We start from the raw sequence: 19026 nt of genomic DNA on the forward strand, positions 1-19026 counted from the left end.
CCCAGCCCTTGATGAAGCGCCAGTAGCAACCTGATCAAGAGAAGCATGGCTTATGCTGCGCGACGTCAGTGAATGACACTCGCCAGGTGGGGTGCCTGTTTTTACCAAGGGGTAGCTAGACACTAGACTGCCGCTTGCCACTCGGCAACCCAAATAGCCGCCTCCTATAAAAAAACACCCCCACTCGGTGGTGGGGGCGTGGTTCTTTCAGGCAAACCCTTTATCGCTTGCGCGGGGTGCCTCGGCGCTGGCCTGCCGCGCGACGGGCGGGCGTTTTAGCGGCCGTGTCGCTGGCCTGGTTCGGCGCAGCGGCTGCGGGCGTCGCATCGCTGATGTCGGCGCTGCCCGCCGAAGCGTTCTCCGCCTTAGCGGGTGCCTTGGCTGCGGGGGCAGCCACGGCTTTGGGGCGCGCCTTGTCGAATAACGACGTTACCTGTGCGAACCGCTCGGCGGCATGCTCCGATAGCTCGCCACTGGCAGCAAACACGTGCTCGAGGTGCTTCAGATAGCCGTCGATACGCTCACTGCTTTGGCCTTTCAGCAGCGTCGGCAGCGAGGCCAGCGCCTGTTCACGGTCCAGTTTCAAAATGAAGAACTGCTCGCGCACAAGACGCTTGAATTCACTGAGAGACGTGCTCGGTTCAAGCTCCGCACGAGACGCGCGTAGCCGCTTGAAGTTACGCTCGTCAGTGGCCGGAGCGCCACCTAAGACATATATGACGGAGCGCATAACCGCTTCAGCCGGGCCACCTTGAGCAATCTTGTGACGCAGCTCGTTTTGTCGATTTTCGATAAAACGGCGATGCTCTGGCTCTGCGCCCGGGCGGCGGCGATGCACATGGGCATCGCCATACAAGCCGACAGCGGCTTGCAACAGCGGCTGGCCGTAAATATCCATGAACAGGCGTTCTGTCGTACTGTCGCGTAGGTCCCGCCACGCGTCCAGGCTCGCGACGATCTGATCCGACGCCATGGTCTCCAGCGCCTTGAACATATTGTGCTGTTCGACCGGCTGACGGTGGCGGCGAACGTAATCTGCCATGACGGGCAGCGGCACCGTGAGCGGGTTGCGATCGGACAGCAGCTTGTAGCCCAGGCGGATGGGGTGCATACGCCGAATCCAGCGGGCGGCCTCAGGGGTCATCACGGCTTGCAACCAGGGCTGCAGATACAGACGGTAGAGGCCCAGGTTGATTTCAGAGATCCGAGCCACCGTGGCAAAGCGGCGATCGTCCTCCGGCTTGTGCATAACCTCCTGGTCCAACTCTGCGAAATTGCGCGGTGAGAACTCCAACAGGTAGTCCCGCTCAATCAGCTCGGCATCCGTGCGCTCGCTGGCATGGGAGATGGTCGTTTCGTACAGCCCCGGTGGCATCACGTCGATGTAATCCATATTCGCCGTGAACTCGGAGTGCTCTTTGCGCGATACGCTGCCAGAGACGAAAATACCCAGGTGGCCGGTGGTATCGTGCAGGCAGTAGATGATTGTCTGCTCGTTGGCGACGATATCCTCCTCGCCTTCGTAGAGATCACGGATCCAGCCCAGGGCCTGAGGCGGCGGGGTAATGTCGTCACCACGGGAGCAGAACACCACCACTGGCGAGCGCACGTTGCGCAGATCGATGCGACGTCCATCCCGGGTGACCAGCTGCGCCGTCGAGAGGCGGTTGCCGACAAACAGATTATCGACAATGTACTGAATCTCTTCGCCGCCCAATACCACATGGCCGCCCCACCAGCGCTCGAACTCCAGGTAGCGCTTGGTTTCGGTATCCACGTTGGCATACAGATGGTACTGCTTTTTCCAATAGGTATTGGCGGGGTTAAGACGCTCGAAGTTCTGTACCAGCCAGGCACCATCGAACAGGCCGTTGCCGATATCACTGGTCAGCGCCGTGACCCAGCTACCGCCTGTCATACCACCGGTATAGCGCATAGGCGCTTTACCATGCTCGCCAGCCCAGTAAGAGAGCGGCGCACCGGCAATCAGAATCGGACCGAACACATCCGGTTCTAGCGCGGCGGCCATCATGATCTGCCAACCCGCCTGACAGTTACCAACCACCATGGGCTTCTCGGTGGTTTCTGGATGCAGTTCGATCACATGGCGTAAAAACGCCACTTCCGCCTCGACCACGTCCTCGACGGTTTGGCCGGGCTCGGGAAACGGCAAAAAGCCGATGAAGTAGCAGGGGTGCCCCGCTCTGAGAGCGACACCCAGCTCGCTATCGGGCTTGAACCCACCGATGCCCGGCCCATGGCCAGCGCGAGGATCGACGACGACGAAGGGCCGTTTACCCGGTTCGATGTGGGTATCATTGGGCGGCAGAACGCGCAGCAGCTCATAGTTCGTCGGGTTGGTCAGGGTACGCCCATCCATCAATACTTCTGTCTCAAACCCCAGCACATTGGGCTTGGTTTGCTCCATGTGCGCTAGGTATTGATTACCGCGTTCACGCATGACATCCCAGTAGAGGATGTTACGCTCGACACTGTCGCGCCAGTAATTCATGGCGGCACGCCCGAACCCGAAGGGGTCCATCATGCTTGCAAGGGCGTCACCGCTCGATGTCGACGTCAGTAGAGGGTTTGCGAGAAAGTTCATAGAGTCTCCCGTTGGGTTGGTGCCTGGCACCAAGCCCGAAGCCATGATGCTGCAATGCAATATAGTTTAGGCCACTCCTTGCCTAACGTCGATGATTACCAGCCGCTTTTACGATGGGCCTCTCATGAATGCCGCCACTGCCGTATTTATATACGCCAAGCTTTCAAGGCGGTAGCGTTGAATCAGTGATAGCATTTCGCCAATGAAGCCACGCTTGCAGCCGCATCGGCACTGCCAGCGATCGCGCATCGCATGATCGAGAAAGTTTACCCGAGGTGGTTATGTCATCCCCTACGCTGCTCAACCGCTTAACGTTCCGCCAGCTACAGGTGTTCCAAGCGGTTTATCGTCAGCGCTCTTACTCCCGAGCAGCCGAGCAGTTAGGGTTGACCCAACCCGCCGTGAGTGCGCAGATCCGCCAGCTCGAGCAAGCCCTGGGCCAGCCGCTGTTCAAGTACGCAGGCAAAACGCTTCACGCGCTCCCTGCCGCGGATACGCTCGCTCTCTCGACGCGGGAAATCTTTGGCCAGCTCTCTCGACTGCAGATGAGTCTGTCGGATATTAACGGCAAAATCAGCGGCAAGTTGAACATCGCAGCGGTCTCCTCCGCGCAATACGTCGTGCCCTACCTGCTGGCAAAATTTCGTGCCCGCTACCCGGACGTGCAGCTGCGTCTCAAGGTCTGCAATCGTAGCCAAGCCCTCGAGCGGCTGGCCGAGCAGCAAGACGATGTCGTCATCATGGCCATGGTGCCGGAAGACGACAATCTGGTGGTCATGCCGATTCTCGAAAACGAATTGGTAGCGGTAGTATGGCCCGAGCACCCGCTGCTGCGCATGACACAGCCAACGCTGGCGGATTTCGCGCGCCACTTCGTACTAATGCGAGAGCCGGGGTCGGGGGTGCGCAGTGCCTTTGAGCAGCTAGCCGTGGATCAAGAAGTGGGGCTGGCACACCGTATCGAGCTGGGCACTAACGAGGCGATCAAACAAGGCGTCATGGCGCACTTGGGCGTCGCTGTGCTACCCCGTTTGGCCGTGCAGCGCGAACTGGAGCAAGGCTTGCTGGCGACGCTGTCACTGCCGCACTTTCCAATCCGTCGCGCCTGGTGCACGGTCTATCGCCGGGATTACTTTCCCACCCCGGTGGCCGAGCTTTTTCTGCGCTTCGTCCGTGAGCATTTGAGCGAGTTCCAGCGCCACTTTCAGGCCCCCGGCAGTCCGCTCCCCAGCCATGGCGTTTCTTGTCTGCCCGCCCTCTCGCTGGCGCATGATGAGTAGTGGTTGGCGGTGTCTTGTTGATTGCCAGATATGTTACATTATCTACAACCTACGTATCAGTTAGCGTTACTCAGGGCATGGCAAGCAGTTGCCGAGCGACCCCGTTAGACAAACCTCGTTTGCAGCGTACGTCGCGTGATGGTTCCCTTTGCCAGCCGCACAGTAGAGAGGCTCTCTCCTATGAGCAACACCCCTTCCCAGCGCGTGCCCAGCGGCGAAAAATTCCGTAACGAACACGGCATGACGGTGATTAAAGATGGCATGAAGCAGCGCAAAGCGCAGGCCGAAGCCCCCTCACTCGAGCGCAAGCCCAAGTGGCTGCGCGCGCAAATCCCCGGCGGCGAGCGTTTCGAAGCCGTTAAGAAGAACGTGGCCACCCACCGATTGAGCACCGTGTGCGCCGAGTCCCACTGCCCCAACATGGGCGAGTGCTGGAGCAATGGCACCGCCACCATCATGCTGATGGGGTCCGTGTGTACGCGAGCCTGCCGCTTCTGCGCGGTGGACACCGGCAACCCAAAAGGCTGGCTGGACCACGAAGAGCCGGAAAACACCGCAAAATCCGTGGAACTGATGGGCCTGCGTTACATCGTGCTGACGTCCGTCGACCGTGATGATCTCGATGACGGCGGTGCCACTCACTACGCCAACTGCATCCGCGCCATCAAGGCACGTACGCCCGAGGTAGTCGTGGAAGCCCTCACGCCGGATTTCGACGGCGACAAAGCCGCCATCGAGCGCGTGGTGGATTCTGGCCTCGAAGTATTTGCGCAAAACGTCGAGACTGTAGAGCGGCTGACCAGCAAAGTGCGCGACCCGCGCGCTGGCTACCGCAAAACGCTGGACGTATTGGCCCACGCCAAACAGTACCGCCCCGACATCATCACCAAAACCAGCTTGATGCTGGGGCTGGGTGAAACGGACGAAGAGATCCTGCAGACCTTTGATGATTTACGCGACATTGGCGTGGACATCGTGACATTAGGCCAATACCTTCGTCCCACCAAAAACCACTTAGCGGTCGAGCGCTGGGTCAGCCCGGAAGAGTTTGAACGCTACCGGGTACTGGGCCTCGAAAAAGGCTTTATGGAAGTGCCGTCTGGTCCGCTGGTACGCTCTAGCTACCGAGCAGACCGCGTGTTCGAAAAGAACAACCTTGGCCTTGCCGCGCCAGCAGCCGTACCGGGCCAAGAGCCCGACAGCAATCGCATTCCTGCCTTCAACGTCGGCTAGCCTGCTAAAACGCCTGCATGGGCCTCCATGCAGGCGTCTCTCTTTCGCAAGACACTCCTACCGAAAAACACCGCCCCTGCGTACTACGACGGGCTCACCAAGGTGCGCTTCAGTCGCGCTGCCAGGGCGTAGGCTAACTGCTCGCCAACGTCTTTGTCGGACGAAAGCTCGGCTACATCGGCAAGGCGGGTCACCTGCATCCCCGCATAACCACAGGGATTGATACGCGCAAACGGCGACAGATCGCCGTCCACGTTCAGCGCGACGCCGTGATAGCTGGCCCCACGACGAATACGCAGGCCGAGCGAGGCAATTTTGGCCTCCCCCAGCGCCGTGTCCACATAGACCCCCGGTGCATCGGGCTTGGCCCAACCGCGTACACCGTGCGCTTCTAGTACATCGATCACGGCATTCTCGAGCGCCGTGACCAAATCGCGCACGCCGATCTTGCCCCGCCGCACATCCAGCAGCGGGTAGAGCACTACTTGGCCCGGGCCGTGATAGGTCACTTGCCCGCCTCGGTCGGTCTTCACCACCGGGATATCACCCGGCATCAACAGGTGTTCCGGCTTGCCAGCTTGCCCCTGGGTAAACACGGGATCATGCTCGACCAGCCAAAATTGATCCACCGTGTGTTCGTCGCGGGTATCGGTGAGTTCCCGCATGGCTTCCCATACCGGCAGATACGAGCGATGGCCGAGGCGATGCAGCGCGATCGGGGCGTCGTGGTTCATGATTACACCACCATGTGCACGCGGCCAGTGGCTTTCAGGTCGTCGAACAGTTGACTTAACTGCTGCTCACCCGTCGCCACGATCGTCACCCGCACGGACTGGAAACGTCCATTACGACTGTCCACGACTTCCAGCGTGGTTTCATCGAAGTCCGGGGCGTGACGCACGATGACCTGACAAACGGCGGCTGGGAAATCGTCGGCGGCATCGCCGACGACCTTTAACGGGTAATCACAGGGAAACGTGATTTTCGGTGGCTCTGTGGCCGCGGGCTGGCGTAAATCACGGAGCCCTTGCTTGGCACCTTTTTTCATAACTGGCCTTTTGGAAATAAGTGAATCGTTGAGCTAATCCCAATAAATAAGGCCCAGCCCCTCACAATACAAGGTGTATTGCGTCGAGGCTGGGCCCGCCACCGGCAATTTAGCTGGTGAAATTGCTGATCAAGTTACTGAAGAAGCGCTGCACTTGATCGAACAGACGCTTGAACAACCCGCCCTCTTCGATATTTTCCAGCGCGACCAGCTGGCGCTCACCCACCATCTCTTCGCCCAGGTAAACTTCCAGGGTGCCGACGTCATCACCCACGGCCACGGGTGCGTGAATGTCCGCATCCAGGTTCAGGCGAGCGCGCAGCTCCTCGTTACGATTCCGGGGCAGCGTCATGAAGACTTCTTCATCCACGCCCACACGTAGTTCGTTGATGTCACCGCCCCATACGCGTGGCGTTGCCAGCACGGCACCACGCTCATACAGTTTCATGGTTTCGTAGAAGCGAAAGCCGTAGCTCAGCAACTTTTGCGACTCCTGGGCTCGCGCTTCATCGGAATTGGTGCCCATCACGACAGAGATCAGGCGCATGCCATCCCGCTGCGCCGAAGAGACCAGACAGTAGCCTGCCTCGGTGGTCCAGCCGGTTTTCAAGCCGTCCACGGACGGATCGCGCCACAGCAGGCGGTTGCGGTTCGGCTGATCGATTCCCCCGAACGAGAAATTGCGCTGAGAGTAAATCGCGTAATGTTCGGGATAGTCGTTGATGATATGGCGAGACAGGCGTGCCATGTCATGGGCAGTCGAGTAGTGGTTCTCATGGGGCAAGCCGGTGGCATTCATGAAATTAGTGTCATTCATGCCCAGCCGGGTGGCGTGCTGATTCATCAGGTCGGCAAACGGCGCTTCACCGCCCGCCAGGTGCTCTGCCATGGCCACGCTGGCATCGTTACCCGAGACGATGATGATGCCGTGTAACAGGTTATCCACCGATACGCGGTCACCCACTTCGATGAACATCTTGGATCCGCCGGTACGCCAGGCATTTTCACTGATGTTGACCATGTCGGTCAGATTGATGGTGCCACGGTCCAGCTCGCGCTCGACCAGATAGGCCGTCATCAGTTTGGTCAAGCTCGCCGGCGGTAGACGCTCATCGGAGTTATGCTCTGCCAAAATACGCCCGCTGTTGGCATCCATCAAAATCCACGAACTCGCGGCAAGCTGCGGCGGCGCGGGAATGATCGTTTGCGGCTGAGGAATCACCTGCGCCATTGCAGGGGATATGACAGCCGTCATGGCCGCGAAGAGGCAGAGCTTGGCGGTACGGCGGATTGACATCAATACATTCATCACACACTTCTCACTGACAAAGAATATGGCGGCGCATAGCACGCCACTTGGGCACATGTTGAGAGCTATTATCTCACGACAAATACTTGAGGAAAGCCTGCACGACGGAGTTCTTCGCGGGCCTGTGTCTCTTGCTGGGGGCTCACTGGCCCCACCTGTACGCGGTGAACATCGGCATCGCTTTTCACGCGAACGCCATGGGGAAGCTCACCCGAGAGCCGCTGTTGAAGCTGTTGTGCCCCTTCGGCACTGCCTAACGCGGCAATCTGTAAATAGATGGCATCGCCACTGCCTGGCTCGGGTGCTGTCGCTGCAGCGGGACGAGCCGATGGCGCAGGCGTCCGCGCGGCAACGGCAGGCGCCGCCGGTGCCGTTTGAGAGGGCGTAGCGCTACCACCACGACCACGCTCCGCCAGCCACTGGGCGGGGTCGATCGCTTCGACGCGGACAGGCCCCGTCCCGTTATCGAGAATACCCAGACGAGCCGCCGCCGCATAGGAGAGATCGATTTCACGGTCGCTATGGAACGGACCACGATCATTGACGCGAACGATCACGGAACGACCGTTGTTCAAACTCGTTACTCTGGCAAAGGTCGGCAGCGGCAGCGAACGGTGCGCTGCCGACATTTTGTACATGTCGTAGATCTCACCGTTGGACGTGGCGTAGCCGTGGAATTTTTCACCGTACCAGGAGGCCGTTCCCTGGCGCGCGTAGCCGCGGGAATCGGGGAGCACGTGATAGGTTTCGCCCCACACTTCGTAGGTCGACCGGTTGCCCGCCCGAGAAGGGGCTTCGATACGCGGTTCGGCATCGGGAACGGTACTCACGTCTGGCGGGGCTACCGGGTAAGCGTCGCCGGTCATGGCGTAGCGCTCACCGCTGGCGGGAGCGGGAGTAGCGGGCGCCGGGCTTGCGCCCCCAGCTTCCCCCGCCACCCGCTGCGGAGAGGAAGAACTGGCGCAGCCGCTGACCAAGGCCGCCACCAGCAGCGAGCCGCTCAAAAGTCGCACATCGATTCGCAGTTTAATCATGCTCAGCCTCGGCTTGCTGCTTGATGGCCTCTGCCAACTCGGCTACCGCCATGGCGTAGAGGTGGCTGTGGTTATAGCGAGTAATGACGTAGAAGTTGTTTTCGCCTAGTCGATAGCGCTCCTGCCCATCGGCATACTCTAGCACCAATGGGATCACCGGCGTGTCGGGCGATAGGGACGCCTCCGTCACGACGCCTTGCTCGGCGGCTTCGGCAGCCGTGGTATCCGGGCGCACCGTTTGGTTAAAGCGGAGTGCGTCGGGGCGCGTCTCAGGCCCTTTGGCCTCATGATAAATCGCCCCTCCCCGTTGCCAACCGTGCTCAGCAAAGTAGTTGGCGACACTGCCAATCGCATCCACGGGGTTATTCCACAAATCGCGTTTGTCGTCACCGTCGAAATCGACGGCATACGCCTGATAGCTGGTAGGAATGAACTGGGGATAGCCCATGGCACCGGCGTAGGAGCCGTAGAGCGAGCTTGGCTCTACCTCTTGCTGGTAGGCAATCGTCAAGAATGCGGCGAGTTCGCCACGAAAGAAATCCCCCCTCGCCGGGTGATGGAAGGCCAGCGTGGCGAGGGAATCCAGCACCTTATGGCGCCCTTTATGGCGACCATAGTAGGTCTCCACGCCGATGATGGCGGTAATGACCTCCGGCGGCACGCCGTAGTCGGCCTCGGCACGCGCCAATGCGTCGGCATGCGTCTGCATGAACGCGGCCCCTTCGACGATACGCTGCTCGGTCAGAAAGATATCGCGATACTCGAACCAGCGCAGCCGACGCTCTGCCGCCCCCGCCATGGCGTCCAGCACCTCTTGGCGATAGCTTGCCTGAGTCAGCGCTTGCTCGAGCCACTCCTTTGGCACTCCCTGCTCAGTCAGCTCCTCGACCAACGGCTGGGTCTGCGGGTGTTGCCGAGGGTCGAAACTGACTGCTTCCTCTGCAAATGCCGCAGGGACCGAACACGCTACTAGCATGGCAATGGCATAGCCACCCGCTTGACTTCGCGCCCTGTTCATTGACTCACCACTCCTGTGAATTCGTACCGCCACGGTTGATGTCGTTAACGTGGCAGTAACCGCCGATGGGCGTGTATGGACATGAGAATACCGAACCCCGCTAACAAGGTCACGCTGGAGGTGCCGCCATAACTGACCAGCGGCAGCGGTACGCCCACCACGGGCAGAATACCGCTCACCATGCCCACATTGACAAAAACATAGATAAAAAACGTCAGAATGATACTACCTGCAAACAGACGCCCAAACGTGTCCTGAGACGATGCCGCCAGCCACAGCCCGCGCCCCACGATCATCACGTACAGTGCCAGCAGTACCAGCATGCCGACTAGACCAAACTCTTCGCCCAGCACGGCAATGATGAAATCGGTATGCCGCTCCGGCAAAAACTCGAGCTGGGATTGGGTGCCTTCCAACCACCCCTTCCCCCACAACCCGCCACTGCCGATGGCCGTGGTGGACTGAATGATGTTCCACCCGGAACCGAGCGGGTCGCTATCGGGGTCCAAAAACGTCAGCACCCGCTGCCGCTGATAGTTGTGCATGTTCATCCACAGTACCGGCAGGCCCGCCGCGCCCAGCGCAGCCACTAACCCAATCAATTTCCAGGACAGCCCGGCAAGCAGCACCACGATCAACGCCGCACTGGCCACCAACAGCGACGTGCCAAGGTCAGGCTGAATCGCCGTGAGCACGACCGGCACGCCGATGATCACCGCACACACGACGATATCGCGAAGCCGAGGAGGCAACTGGCAGCGGTTCAAGTAGGCCGCCACCATCAGCGGCACGCCCAACTTCATCATTTCAGAGGGCTGAAAACGGATGACGCCTGGAATTTCCAGCCAGCGCTTGGCCCCCATGCCAACATCACCGGCAATTTCCACGGCCAATAGCATGGCGAGCCCCACGCCGTACGCCAGCGGTGCCCAGCGTAAAAACGTCGTCGGCGAGAACTGCGCAATGATGACCATACCCGCAAGGGCGACACCAAAGCGCATGGCCTGAGCGATGACGGTATCGAGTCGCTGCCCCGAAGCGCTGTAGAGCACCAGAAGGCCGCCCCCCATGAGCACCAGCAGCATGCCGAGCAACCATGGGTCGAGATGGATGCGTTCCCAGATACTTTTACGCCGAGCGATACCGCTATCGGGCGGACGCGTCGGGTAACGCCTCAGGGAACGGGTAATCAGTTGCCAAGGCATCGCTAGTTACCCTCCACGTTGGCAGTATCTTCTTCGAGCACCTCTTTGACGTCATCGACCTCGGGGGCATCCTCTTCGAGTAGCCACGCATCGGTCATCGCCCGCGCCAAATGCGCGGCATGGGTACTCCCGCCCCCTGCGTTCTCGACGATGACCGACACTGCAATCTGCGGATCGTCGATGGGAGCGAAGGCCATGAACAGGGCGTGATCGCGCAGTCGCTCTTCCAGCTCTTCGGCGTTATAGCGCTGGTCCTGCCCCAGGGAAAACACCTGGGCCGTCCCCGACTTGCCCCCCATACGGTACTCCAGACCCACGCCGGTTCGGCGTGCGGTGCCTTCGCTACCGCTGAGCACTTTCTCCATACCGCTATACACCCGATCCCACCAGTTATCGTTGGCAAGCTCGATATCGGGCAGCGTATCGGGAAGCTCCTCGGGCATGGGCTCATCGCCAATGCGCAGGGCCAGGCGCGGTTTCACCCAGTGCCCGCGGTTGGCCAGCGCCGCAGTGGCGCTGGCCAGTTGAAGCGGTGTGACCTGCCAATACCCCTGACCGATACCCACCGACAGCGTTTCGCCGGGGTACCACGGCTGGTTGAAGCGTGCTCTTTTCCAGTCCCGCGAGGGCATCAGTCCCGTGCTCTCCCCTTGCACGTCGTGAGCCACGCGCTGACCAAAACCAAAGTTGGTCATCTGCTCGTGAAGTTTATCGATGCCCAGGTCGTGCGCCAGCGTGTAGTAGTAGGTGTTGTTGGAGACCGCAATGGAGCGCTCCATATCCACCCGGCCGTGCCCCCAGCGTAGCCAGTTGCGGTAACGGCGCGAGTCGTTGGGCAGTTGATAGTAACCAGGGTCGTTGATGGTGCTGTCGGGGGTGATCACGCCCTCCACTAATCCCGCCAATGCCAAGAACGGCTTGATGGTCGACCCCGGCGGGTAGTGGCCGCGAATGGCCCGGTTGAACAGCGGCAGGTCGATGTCTTCCTGCAGCGCCCGATAAGAGGCCACATCGATGCCGGTAACGAACTGGTTGCTGTCGAACCCGGGGGTCGACACCATGGCCAAAATCTCACCGGTATCGGGCACGATGGCCACGATGGAACCACGCCGACCGTCCAACAGCTCGTAAGCGAGCATTTGTAAGGAGCGATCGAGGGTCAGGGTCAGGTTGGCGCCAGGCACTGGATCGGTACGGCCAAGCTCGCGCAGCACGCGGCCACGCGCGTTGGTTTCTACCTTGCGCAGCCCCGCTTCGCCGTGTAGCTCGGTCTCGTAGAAACGCTCGACGCCGGTTTTACCAATGAAGTGGGTGCCGGCATAGCGGCCTGGATCGAGCTCCTGCAGCTCGTCAGCATTGATACGCCCAACGTATCCCAACGCATGGGCCATGACTTCTGAATCGGGGTAATAGCGCAGCAACTGCGCTTCTACTTCGACACCGGGAAGACGGTGGCGATTGACGGCCAGCCGAGCGATCTGCTCTTCGCTCAGGTCGCTCATCAGTAGCGCAGGCTGGAAGGGTCGCTGGCGCTGGCGGGAACGCACCTGGAATGCCTCGATCTCTTCGTCGGGCAGTTCGAGAAGATCCACCAGCAGAGCGAGAGTGTCGTCTAGGTCGTCTACCCGCTCACGCACTAGGGTCAGATTGTAGGTGGGGCGATTTTCCGCCAGCAGCACGCCGTTACGGTCATAAATGAGCCCGCGATTGGGTGGCAAAGGCTCGACTCGCACGCGGTTCTTTTCAGAGCGGGTGCTGTAGAGGTCGTGCTGCACGATTTGCAGATAGCCTAGCCGACTGACCAACAGGCTGGTGAGCACTACCACCACCAACACGGCAAGCAGCGCCCGGACACGGAAAATACGCAGCTCTTGCTCGGGATTTTTTAGCGTGTCACGGCGCTGGGGCATGGCAACAGATGACTCTCACAAACAATAAAAGCGGCGGCCCCAGTGGGGAGTAAACGCAACCTAGGTTCCAGCGGCGCGTAGCGCCTATCGGTGATAGGGATGTCCCACCAAGAGTGTCCAGGCACGATAAAGCTGCTCTGCCAGCATGATTCGAACGAGCGGATGAGGCAACGTCAGGGGCGAGAGGGACCACGCTTTGTCCGCCATGGCAGACAGCGAAGGTTCCAAACCGTCGGGGCCACCGACGAGCAGTACGACATCTCGCCCTTCCATGCGCCAAGCATCTGCTTCTTGAGCGAGCTGCTCGGTGGTCCAAGGCTTCCCTTTGACTTCCAGTGCAACGACGATTTCATCCCCCCGCAGCTTTTCGCGGATACGCTGCGCCTCTTGCGCACGCGCTTTGGCGATATCGGCATTTTTGCCGCGCTGACCCAATGGGATCTCTTCGATCTCTAAGGTGAAATCCCGAGGAAGCCGCTTGCGGTAGGTCTCAACGCCCTGCTCTACCCACGCTGGCATTTTGGTACCCACCGCTAACAGCCGAATCCTCATGACATCGTGGCTCGCTCTTCGAACTGTTTGAGCGATTCGCCGATGGCGCCAGCATCGCTGGGCAAGTCGGCCCAAAGACGCTCGAGATCATACAGCGCACGGGCTTCAGGCAGCATGATATGTACGACGATGTCGTCCAAATCGACCAAGACCCAATCGGCATTGTCACCGCCTTCTACGCCGCGAGGATGAAGACCGGACGCTTTGGCTTTTTCGACCACGTTCTGCGCCAGGGCAGCCACGTGACGGGTAGAGGTACCGCTGGCGATGAGCATCAGGTCGGTCACTTCGGTGAGTTTCGCAACGTCGAGTTGCGTGATATCGCGTGCTTTCAGCTCTTCTAGCGCGTCAATCGCTAGGTTTTTCAGTGTATCGATGTGCATGACTCCTAAAGGCAACCCCTTGTGGTGATAGAGAGTATCGTGACTAACGTTGGACTTTTACGTGGCATCAGCCTGCAAGCGGGCCATTGTAACGGCTTCTTTCACGACTGCCAGCGCTATTCATCGGATTGATAAAGACGCTCGTGAAAAATCGCCTGCTCCACCGCCTCAGGCACCAGATAACGCACGCTTTTTCCCTCTTTCAACCGTTGGCGTATGTAAGTGGCCGAAATCGCCATCAGCGACGGCAGTTCTAACCGTAAAACGCCGCCACGCGTGCGCGCCATCAATTCGCTGACACTACTGACTTCACGATCGCCGACCAGTTCCGTCAGCGCCGACGGCCACGGCGATTGATAGCCTGGACGCGCAATGACCACCAAATGCGCCAATGAAAATACCTGCTCTGGGCGATCCCAGTGCGCTAGGCGTAAAAAGGCGTCGTAGCCAATCACCATGACCAGCGGCACCGCATCGCCATACTGTTGGCGAAGCTCGGCCAGGGTATCGACACTGTAGGAGGGGCCATCTCGGTGAAGCTCACGATCATCCGCCACGAGCCCTGGGGCGTCGCCGATGCCCGCTTGCAAGAGCGCCAAACGTTGGGCTGGCGACACTTGAGGGGTATCGCGCAGGGGCGGTTGCGGCGCAGGCACCATGTGCAGCGTATCCAGGCCTAGCGCCTCTCGCACTTCCAGCGCGCTGCGCAGGTGGCCATGATGAACCGGGTCGAACGTTCCCCCCATCATGCCCACCCGCAGAGGCTGCGGGTGGTGTGGCGTCTCACTCATTGCCTAACCTGACCATCGCCCAACACGATGTATTTCTGTGTCGTCAGTCCTTCCAGCCCTACTGGCCCCCGGGCATGAAGCTTGTCGGTAGAAATACCGATTTCGGCCCCCAGACCGTATTCGAAGCCATCGGCAAAGCGAGTAGAGGCATTCACGATCACCGAGCTCGAATCCACTTCTGCCATGAAGCGTCTTGCCAGGGAGTAGTCCTGCGTCACGATAGCGTCGGTATGGTGCGAGCCGTAGCGCTCGATATGTTCGATGGCTTCCTCGATGCCGTCCACCACCTTGATCGCCAAGATGGGGGCCAGGTACTCTGCCTGCCAATCCGCGTCGGTGGCGTCGAGCGCCTGGGGCAGCAGCGCACGGGTGCGCTCACAGCCACGCAGTTCGACCTCGTGTTCGGCATACGCGCGGGCGAGTTCAGGTAGTAGGATATCCGCCACCGGCGCGTCCACCAACAGCGTCTCCATGGTGTTGCACGTGCCGTAGCGATGGGTTTTGGCATTGACCGCAATCGCCAGTGCCTTGGCGGGGTCGGCCGTCGTATCGATGTAGACATGGCACACGCCGTCCAAATGCTTGATGACCGGCACCTTGGCATCGCGGGAAATACGTTCGATCAGCGACTTGCCGCCACGGGGAATGATCACGTCGATATAGGCCGGCATGCTGATCATCTCGCCGACGGCCGCACGGTCCGTGGTCGCCACGACTTGCACGCTGCCTGCGGGTAGCCCTGCATCGGCCAACCCTGCTTGCAGGCAGCGGCTCAGCGCTGCGTTGGAAGCGCTTGCCTCGGAGCCGCCACGCAGCACACAGGCATTGCCCGATTTCAGGCAGAGGCTGGCCGCTTCGATGGTCACGTTAGGACGCGACTCGTAAATGATACCGATCACCCCCAACGGCACCCGCATTTTCCCCACCTGAATACCGCTGGGCCGATAGCTCATCCCATCAATCTCGCCGACCGGGTCTGGTAAGGCCGCCACTTGACGCAGGCCCTCGATCATCGCGTCGATGCGCTGGTCATTGAGCGCCAAACGATCCAGCAGCGCGTTATCCAGTCCATTCTCCCGTCCACGCTGCATGTCTTGAGCATTGGCCTGTAAAATATCGCTGCGCGCCGCATCGACACGTTTGGCCATGGCGGCCAGTGCTTGATTCTTGACATGCGTATCAGCGCGACGCAGGGCGCTGGCGGCGGCTCGGGCGCTTTGTCCTAGCTGTTGCATGTACGCGGGTACATCCCCGGCTGCCAGATGGTGTTGGGCGTCTTGTTGGAATGTATCTGAACCGCGCATGCGATCTCCCTATGTCGTGAGCGTTGCCAATGAAGTGAGGCGTGTCGTATTGCCAATGAACATTATACTGAGTGATTCCAAGGACGAGGCCAAGCAATGCGTTATGCTACGGGCCACTGGGCCATTCGCCATCAGGTAGATAGTAAGCCACCATGCAAAGCAAATACAAAATCAGCCTATTGAGGGCCAACTTGCTCGCCGCAGCCGTCGCCTTATCTCTCTGGACGCCCAGCGATGCGCCGGCGGCCGCCGTTTTGATGTGGCTCTCTGTCGGCTGGCTATTGATGACTGCCCTCATTCTCGACTTTAGCCATCGCCGCTCCCGGGGCCTGCCCTGGCAAATGCTGGCCGGTACACTGCTGTTAGGCCTGATAGCGACCGCCCCCGAACGTCATGCGCTACTCATTTGGGCGTGGGGGGCCGTCTTCATGCTGCCGCAGCATCGATGGGCTGCCGTGTTCAACGGCTGCGCGGCGTTTGCCAGCTGCCTTGTGCTGGCGCCGCTCATGCCACTCCCCGCCTGGCTGCTGATGACACTCTCCCTGACCGTTTTGATGGTGTTAGCCATGTCGCGTACCCACCAACTGCTGGCGATCAACGGCGCCATTCGCCAACGGCTGCGCCTGATCCCGGGTTTGAATCTTTGGGCAGGCGAGCAGCTACTGCGCGATTTGATGCGCGAACAGACACGCTCTGAACGGGAAGCCATCTACGCCGAGGTGTTGCTCTTTCGGGTAAGACGGCATCAGCTTTGGCAGGTAGCGCAAAAGCTGTGCGAACTCACCTACGACTTCGAGAACGTCTACCGCCTCAACGGCACGACCCTAGCTACGCTGATGCTTTCCAAAACGCCCAGTGAAGCCGCTAGCCGCCGCACGCTGCTGCTGGCAGCGCTACCGGATAGCGTGCTCACGCAGCACAAGCCGCTCATGGACATCGAGCTGGCATCGTTGACCCTCGAAGAACTCAGCCGCTTTCCGACCTCCCCGTTACGCGAGGCTGCATGAACACGCTCATCTCGTCTAAGCGCCTAATGACGTCAACCTATGGTGCGAGCATCGTCATGATGGCGGCCTATACGCTGTGGCTCTATGCCATGGGCAGCTATCGTGAATTGCTGGTGCCGCTATTCGTGTCGATATTGCTGTTGGTGTGTCTATTGATGCATTTGGCCCAGGGCACACAGCCCGCGCTCCCCCGCACGCTGTTACTGATCAGCACGTATGTCGTGGTATTGAGCGCCGTGCATGCCCACCCTGACACGGCCTCTCTTTGGCTGGGCCTGCCCCTTGCGGCAACGTTCTTACTGCTTCCTTTATGGAGTGCGCTAGCGGTCAACACGGTGTGCTTGGTAGCGTGGGGATGGCTGGCGCCTTTCGACGCGGCGCCGCTCTCGTTGGGCGTGGTGGTATTGGTGCTACTGCTTGCGCTGCCTCCTTGGGAACACGCCCGACGCCGAGCGCTACTGCGTGCTACGGACCCTAACGACAGCGACTGCAATGCTTACCACATCGATACGCTGAAAGAGCGCCTGAACAATGAGTTCCAACGCGCCGCCATGCTGAATAAGCGCTTGGCCGTTTTGGTGCTGCACCTTCCCCAGTTGGACATGGCAGAAGAGCAGTTTGGCCAGCGTGCCCAAACGGCGCTATTGGGGGCGCTGTGCCAAGAGGTCAATAGCCGCTGCCGCGACCACGATCTGCTAGGACGCGCGGGGAACGCCACCTTCTGGCTGGTGCTGCCCGACACCAGTGAGAGTGGTGCCCTGCTCGTGCGCGAGCGACTGCAGCGAGCCTTGTCCCGCTGCGTATTGGTCGAGACCGGTCAGTTGGAAGCGCGCATTGCTACCTGCCTGCCGCTGCGCAAAGAGAGTTTCGAGCGTTACGTACAGCGCCTGGAAGCGCGTGCCGACGCGATGGCTAACGGTTGACTTTCTACCCACGGATGCGTCTTTGCCGATGACCGAGTCGTTACTCTCCCTATCGCCCTCTCCAGAGATTTTAGTACTTCTGGTGCTAGGCATCGCGTTTATCGAGTCTCTCGCGCTGGTGGGGCTGCTGGTTCCCGGCGTTGTGCTGATGACAGCAGCCGCCTCCATGGCAGGGCATCAGATGATTGCCCTGCCATGGCTGCTCGGCGCGGCGTTCGTGGGCGCCGTGCTGGGCGATGGCGTGAGCTACTGGCTGGGCGCACGCCACCGCGATCACGTGGTATCACGCTGGCCTCTATCGCAACATCCCGAGTGGCTGGGTCGGGGCGCGCGCTTTTTCGAGCGCTACGGGGTCTACTCCGTGTTCATTGGCCGTTTCGTCGGTCCGGTACGACCGATCATTCCGCTCGTTGCGGGCATGATGCACATGCCCGCACGCACGTTCTTGCTGGCCAACGTCGCCTCGGCGCTACTCTGGGCGCCCGCCTACCTGCTGCCGGGCTATTTGCTGGGCCACACTTGGCAGCGGCGTCTCGACCTGCCTGCCAACGTGGAGATGGCCTTGCTCGTGATGGCAGCCAGCGTCGTGGGGTTGGCCGTCGTCTTCTCCTGGGGGCGCGCCCAGGTAGGACGGCACGGACGCGTGTATTATGCCGTAGCGCGTTTGGCTCGACGCGTGCCCGCCATGCGCCGCCCCTGGCTGGCCATGAGCCGTAGCGGCGAGGTGCCCTTGGCATCGCTGTTTTTATCGCTCCTCGCACTGACGCTGACCTGTGCCTGGACACTGCTGGTGGTACAGCATCCCGAACCGCTGATGATCGATCTTCAAGCGCAGCGGCTTTTTTCATGGCTAAGCGCCGACTGGCTAACCGAAACGAGCCTGCTTCTTGCTCAAATAGGCGATAAAGCGGGCATCGCCGCTCTGTCACTTCCCTGGGTCGTTTGGCTGACGTGGATCAAGCGGTGGGACGTGCTCGCGCACGGCGCGGTGGCCATGGGAGGCATCGGTGCGCTCAACACGCTGGGTAAGGCCGTTTTCGCCAGGCCCAGGCCCGAGACGCCGGAGTACCTCACGGGGTCGTTCTCCTACCCCAGCGCTCATACTTCGACGTGGGTCGTCATCGTTGGACTGCTCGCTGCCTTCGTGGCCTCGCGACTGCCTCGACAGCGACGTATGTGGGTGTATTGGTTGGCCATGGCCACGGCGCTGCCCATGGCGCTCTCACGCTTGGCCATAGGGGTTCACTGGCTGAGTGACCTCATCGGCGGCGCATTGCTGGGGTTGGTGGTCTGCGCGATGATTCAAATTAACTGGCAGCGCCGATACCGGGCACCGCTACCGCCACTCCCCTGGGCTGCGCTGCTGCTAGGGTCGCTGTTATGCGTGGGTACCCGCGTCGTGTTTTTCTCGCCCGTGTGATGGC

Annotated in this window: 17 protein-coding genes; 5 read left to right on the top strand and 12 right to left on the bottom strand. The window is 60.3% G+C overall.

Annotated elements, in window-relative coordinates:
• Positions 1 to 220 precede the first annotated feature (220 nt).
• Positions 221 to 2605, bottom strand: a complete 2385-nt coding sequence (locus NH398_RS12895; RefSeq protein WP_253018862.1) for a DUF3141 domain-containing protein — start codon at positions 2603 to 2605, stop codon at positions 221 to 223.
• Between the two features lie 281 nt (positions 2606 to 2886).
• Between NH398_RS12895 and NH398_RS12900 the strand changes: the two genes are divergently transcribed.
• On the top strand, positions 2887 to 3885 hold the full coding sequence (locus NH398_RS12900; protein ID WP_159341914.1) for a LysR family transcriptional regulator: 999 nt from the start codon (positions 2887 to 2889) through the stop codon (positions 3883 to 3885).
• Between the two features lie 180 nt (positions 3886 to 4065).
• A complete protein-coding gene (gene lipA, locus NH398_RS12905; RefSeq protein ID WP_159341913.1) occupies positions 4066 to 5118 on the top strand; it encodes a lipoyl synthase in 1053 nt (350 codons plus the stop codon).
• A gap of 83 nt (positions 5119 to 5201) precedes the next feature.
• Here lipA and lipB read toward each other — a convergent pair whose 3' ends face one another.
• From lipB to NH398_RS12960, 11 genes are all read right to left on the bottom strand, one after another.
• Positions 5202 to 5852 (bottom strand): lipoyl(octanoyl) transferase LipB, encoded by a 651-nt coding sequence (gene lipB, locus NH398_RS12910; RefSeq protein ID WP_253018863.1) that lies wholly within the window; start codon positions 5850 to 5852, stop codon positions 5202 to 5204.
• A 2-nt stretch (positions 5853 to 5854) separates the two neighbouring features.
• A complete protein-coding gene (locus NH398_RS12915) occupies positions 5855 to 6166 on the bottom strand; it encodes a DUF493 domain-containing protein (RefSeq protein WP_159341911.1) in 312 nt (103 codons plus the stop codon).
• A gap of 109 nt (positions 6167 to 6275) precedes the next feature.
• Complete coding sequence (locus NH398_RS12920; RefSeq protein ID WP_159341910.1) at positions 6276 to 7475, bottom strand: D-alanyl-D-alanine carboxypeptidase family protein; 1200 nt, start codon at positions 7473 to 7475, stop codon at positions 6276 to 6278.
• A 68-nt stretch (positions 7476 to 7543) separates the two neighbouring features.
• Complete coding sequence (locus NH398_RS12925) at positions 7544 to 8509, bottom strand: septal ring lytic transglycosylase RlpA family protein (RefSeq protein ID WP_253018864.1); 966 nt, start codon at positions 8507 to 8509, stop codon at positions 7544 to 7546.
• Positions 8502 to 9527 (bottom strand): lytic murein transglycosylase B, encoded by a 1026-nt coding sequence (mltB, locus tag NH398_RS12930; protein ID WP_253018865.1) that lies wholly within the window; start codon positions 9525 to 9527, stop codon positions 8502 to 8504. Before mltB ends, NH398_RS12925 begins: the two co-directional genes overlap by 8 nt.
• Before the next feature lie 44 nt (positions 9528 to 9571).
• Positions 9572 to 10732 (bottom strand): rod shape-determining protein RodA, encoded by a 1161-nt coding sequence (gene rodA / locus NH398_RS12935; protein WP_253018866.1) that lies wholly within the window; start codon positions 10730 to 10732, stop codon positions 9572 to 9574.
• Positions 10733 to 10734: 2 nt separating this feature from the next.
• A complete protein-coding gene (gene mrdA / locus NH398_RS12940) occupies positions 10735 to 12642 on the bottom strand; it encodes a penicillin-binding protein 2 (RefSeq protein WP_253018867.1) in 1908 nt (635 codons plus the stop codon).
• Between the two features lie 84 nt (positions 12643 to 12726).
• Positions 12727 to 13194: a 23S rRNA (pseudouridine(1915)-N(3))-methyltransferase RlmH gene (gene rlmH / locus NH398_RS12945; protein ID WP_253018868.1), complete on the bottom strand. Its 468-nt coding sequence runs from the start codon at positions 13192 to 13194 to the stop codon at positions 12727 to 12729.
• On the bottom strand, positions 13191 to 13577 hold the full coding sequence (gene rsfS / locus NH398_RS12950) for a ribosome silencing factor (protein ID WP_159341904.1): 387 nt from the start codon (positions 13575 to 13577) through the stop codon (positions 13191 to 13193). Before rsfS ends, rlmH begins: the two co-directional genes overlap by 4 nt.
• Positions 13578 to 13693: 116 nt before the next feature.
• Positions 13694 to 14368 carry a nicotinate-nucleotide adenylyltransferase gene (nadD, locus tag NH398_RS12955; RefSeq protein WP_253018869.1) on the bottom strand — a complete coding sequence of 225 codons (675 nt, stop codon included), beginning with the start codon at positions 14366 to 14368 and terminating at the stop codon, positions 13694 to 13696.
• Positions 14365 to 15672: a glutamate-5-semialdehyde dehydrogenase gene (locus NH398_RS12960; protein WP_253018870.1), complete on the bottom strand. Its 1308-nt coding sequence runs from the start codon at positions 15670 to 15672 to the stop codon at positions 14365 to 14367. The genes nadD and NH398_RS12960 overlap by 4 nt, the downstream gene beginning before the upstream one ends.
• Positions 15673 to 15824: 152 nt before the next feature.
• On the opposite strand from NH398_RS12960, the gene NH398_RS12965 reads away from it, so the two are divergent.
• Genes NH398_RS12965 through NH398_RS12975 form a run of 3 tightly spaced genes read left to right on the top strand, consistent with a single transcriptional unit; the run spans position 15825 to position 19022 of the window.
• Positions 15825 to 16679, top strand: coding sequence for a hypothetical protein (locus tag NH398_RS12965; protein WP_253018871.1), 855 nt, complete (start codon positions 15825 to 15827; stop codon positions 16677 to 16679).
• 26 nt (positions 16680 to 16705) lie between these two features.
• On the top strand, positions 16706 to 17602 hold the full coding sequence (locus NH398_RS12970; RefSeq protein WP_253018872.1) for a diguanylate cyclase: 897 nt from the start codon (positions 16706 to 16708) through the stop codon (positions 17600 to 17602).
• Between the two features lie 28 nt (positions 17603 to 17630).
• Positions 17631 to 19022 carry a bifunctional DedA family/phosphatase PAP2 family protein gene (locus NH398_RS12975; RefSeq protein ID WP_366070564.1) on the top strand — a complete coding sequence of 464 codons (1392 nt, stop codon included), beginning with the start codon at positions 17631 to 17633 and terminating at the stop codon, positions 19020 to 19022.
• Positions 19023 to 19026 lie beyond the last annotated feature (4 nt).

The sequence above is a fragment of the Halomonas sp. CnH100-B genome (assembly GCF_024124605.1).
Classification (GTDB): Bacteria; Pseudomonadota; Gammaproteobacteria; order Pseudomonadales; family Halomonadaceae; genus Vreelandella.

Coding starts and splice junctions, on each gene's coding strand:
- mrdA (WP_253018867.1), bottom strand. CDS start 12,642: ATGCCCCAGCGCCGTGACACGCTAAAAAATCCCGAGCAAGAGCTGCGT.
- rlmH (WP_253018868.1), bottom strand. CDS start 13,194: ATGAGGATTCGGCTGTTAGCGGTGGGTACCAAAATGCCAGCGTGGGTA.
- NH398_RS12975 (WP_366070564.1), top strand. CDS start 17,631: ATGACCGAGTCGTTACTCTCCCTATCGCCCTCTCCAGAGATTTTAGTA.
- nadD (WP_253018869.1), bottom strand. CDS start 14,368: ATGAGTGAGACGCCACACCACCCGCAGCCTCTGCGGGTGGGCATGATG.
- NH398_RS12960 (WP_253018870.1), bottom strand. CDS start 15,672: ATGCGCGGTTCAGATACATTCCAACAAGACGCCCAACACCATCTGGCA.
- rodA (WP_253018866.1), bottom strand. CDS start 10,732: ATGCCTTGGCAACTGATTACCCGTTCCCTGAGGCGTTACCCGACGCGT.
- NH398_RS12895 (WP_253018862.1), bottom strand. CDS start 2,605: ATGAACTTTCTCGCAAACCCTCTACTGACGTCGACATCGAGCGGTGAC.
- lipA (WP_159341913.1), top strand. CDS start 4,066: ATGAGCAACACCCCTTCCCAGCGCGTGCCCAGCGGCGAAAAATTCCGT.
- NH398_RS12920 (WP_159341910.1), bottom strand. CDS start 7,475: ATGAATGTATTGATGTCAATCCGCCGTACCGCCAAGCTCTGCCTCTTC.
- NH398_RS12965 (WP_253018871.1), top strand. CDS start 15,825: ATGCAAAGCAAATACAAAATCAGCCTATTGAGGGCCAACTTGCTCGCC.
- NH398_RS12900 (WP_159341914.1), top strand. CDS start 2,887: ATGTCATCCCCTACGCTGCTCAACCGCTTAACGTTCCGCCAGCTACAG.
- NH398_RS12970 (WP_253018872.1), top strand. CDS start 16,706: ATGACGTCAACCTATGGTGCGAGCATCGTCATGATGGCGGCCTATACG.
- NH398_RS12925 (WP_253018864.1), bottom strand. CDS start 8,509: ATGATTAAACTGCGAATCGATGTGCGACTTTTGAGCGGCTCGCTGCTG.
- NH398_RS12915 (WP_159341911.1), bottom strand. CDS start 6,166: ATGAAAAAAGGTGCCAAGCAAGGGCTCCGTGATTTACGCCAGCCCGCG.
- rsfS (WP_159341904.1), bottom strand. CDS start 13,577: ATGCACATCGATACACTGAAAAACCTAGCGATTGACGCGCTAGAAGAG.
- lipB (WP_253018863.1), bottom strand. CDS start 5,852: ATGAACCACGACGCCCCGATCGCGCTGCATCGCCTCGGCCATCGCTCG.
- mltB (WP_253018865.1), bottom strand. CDS start 9,527: ATGAACAGGGCGCGAAGTCAAGCGGGTGGCTATGCCATTGCCATGCTA.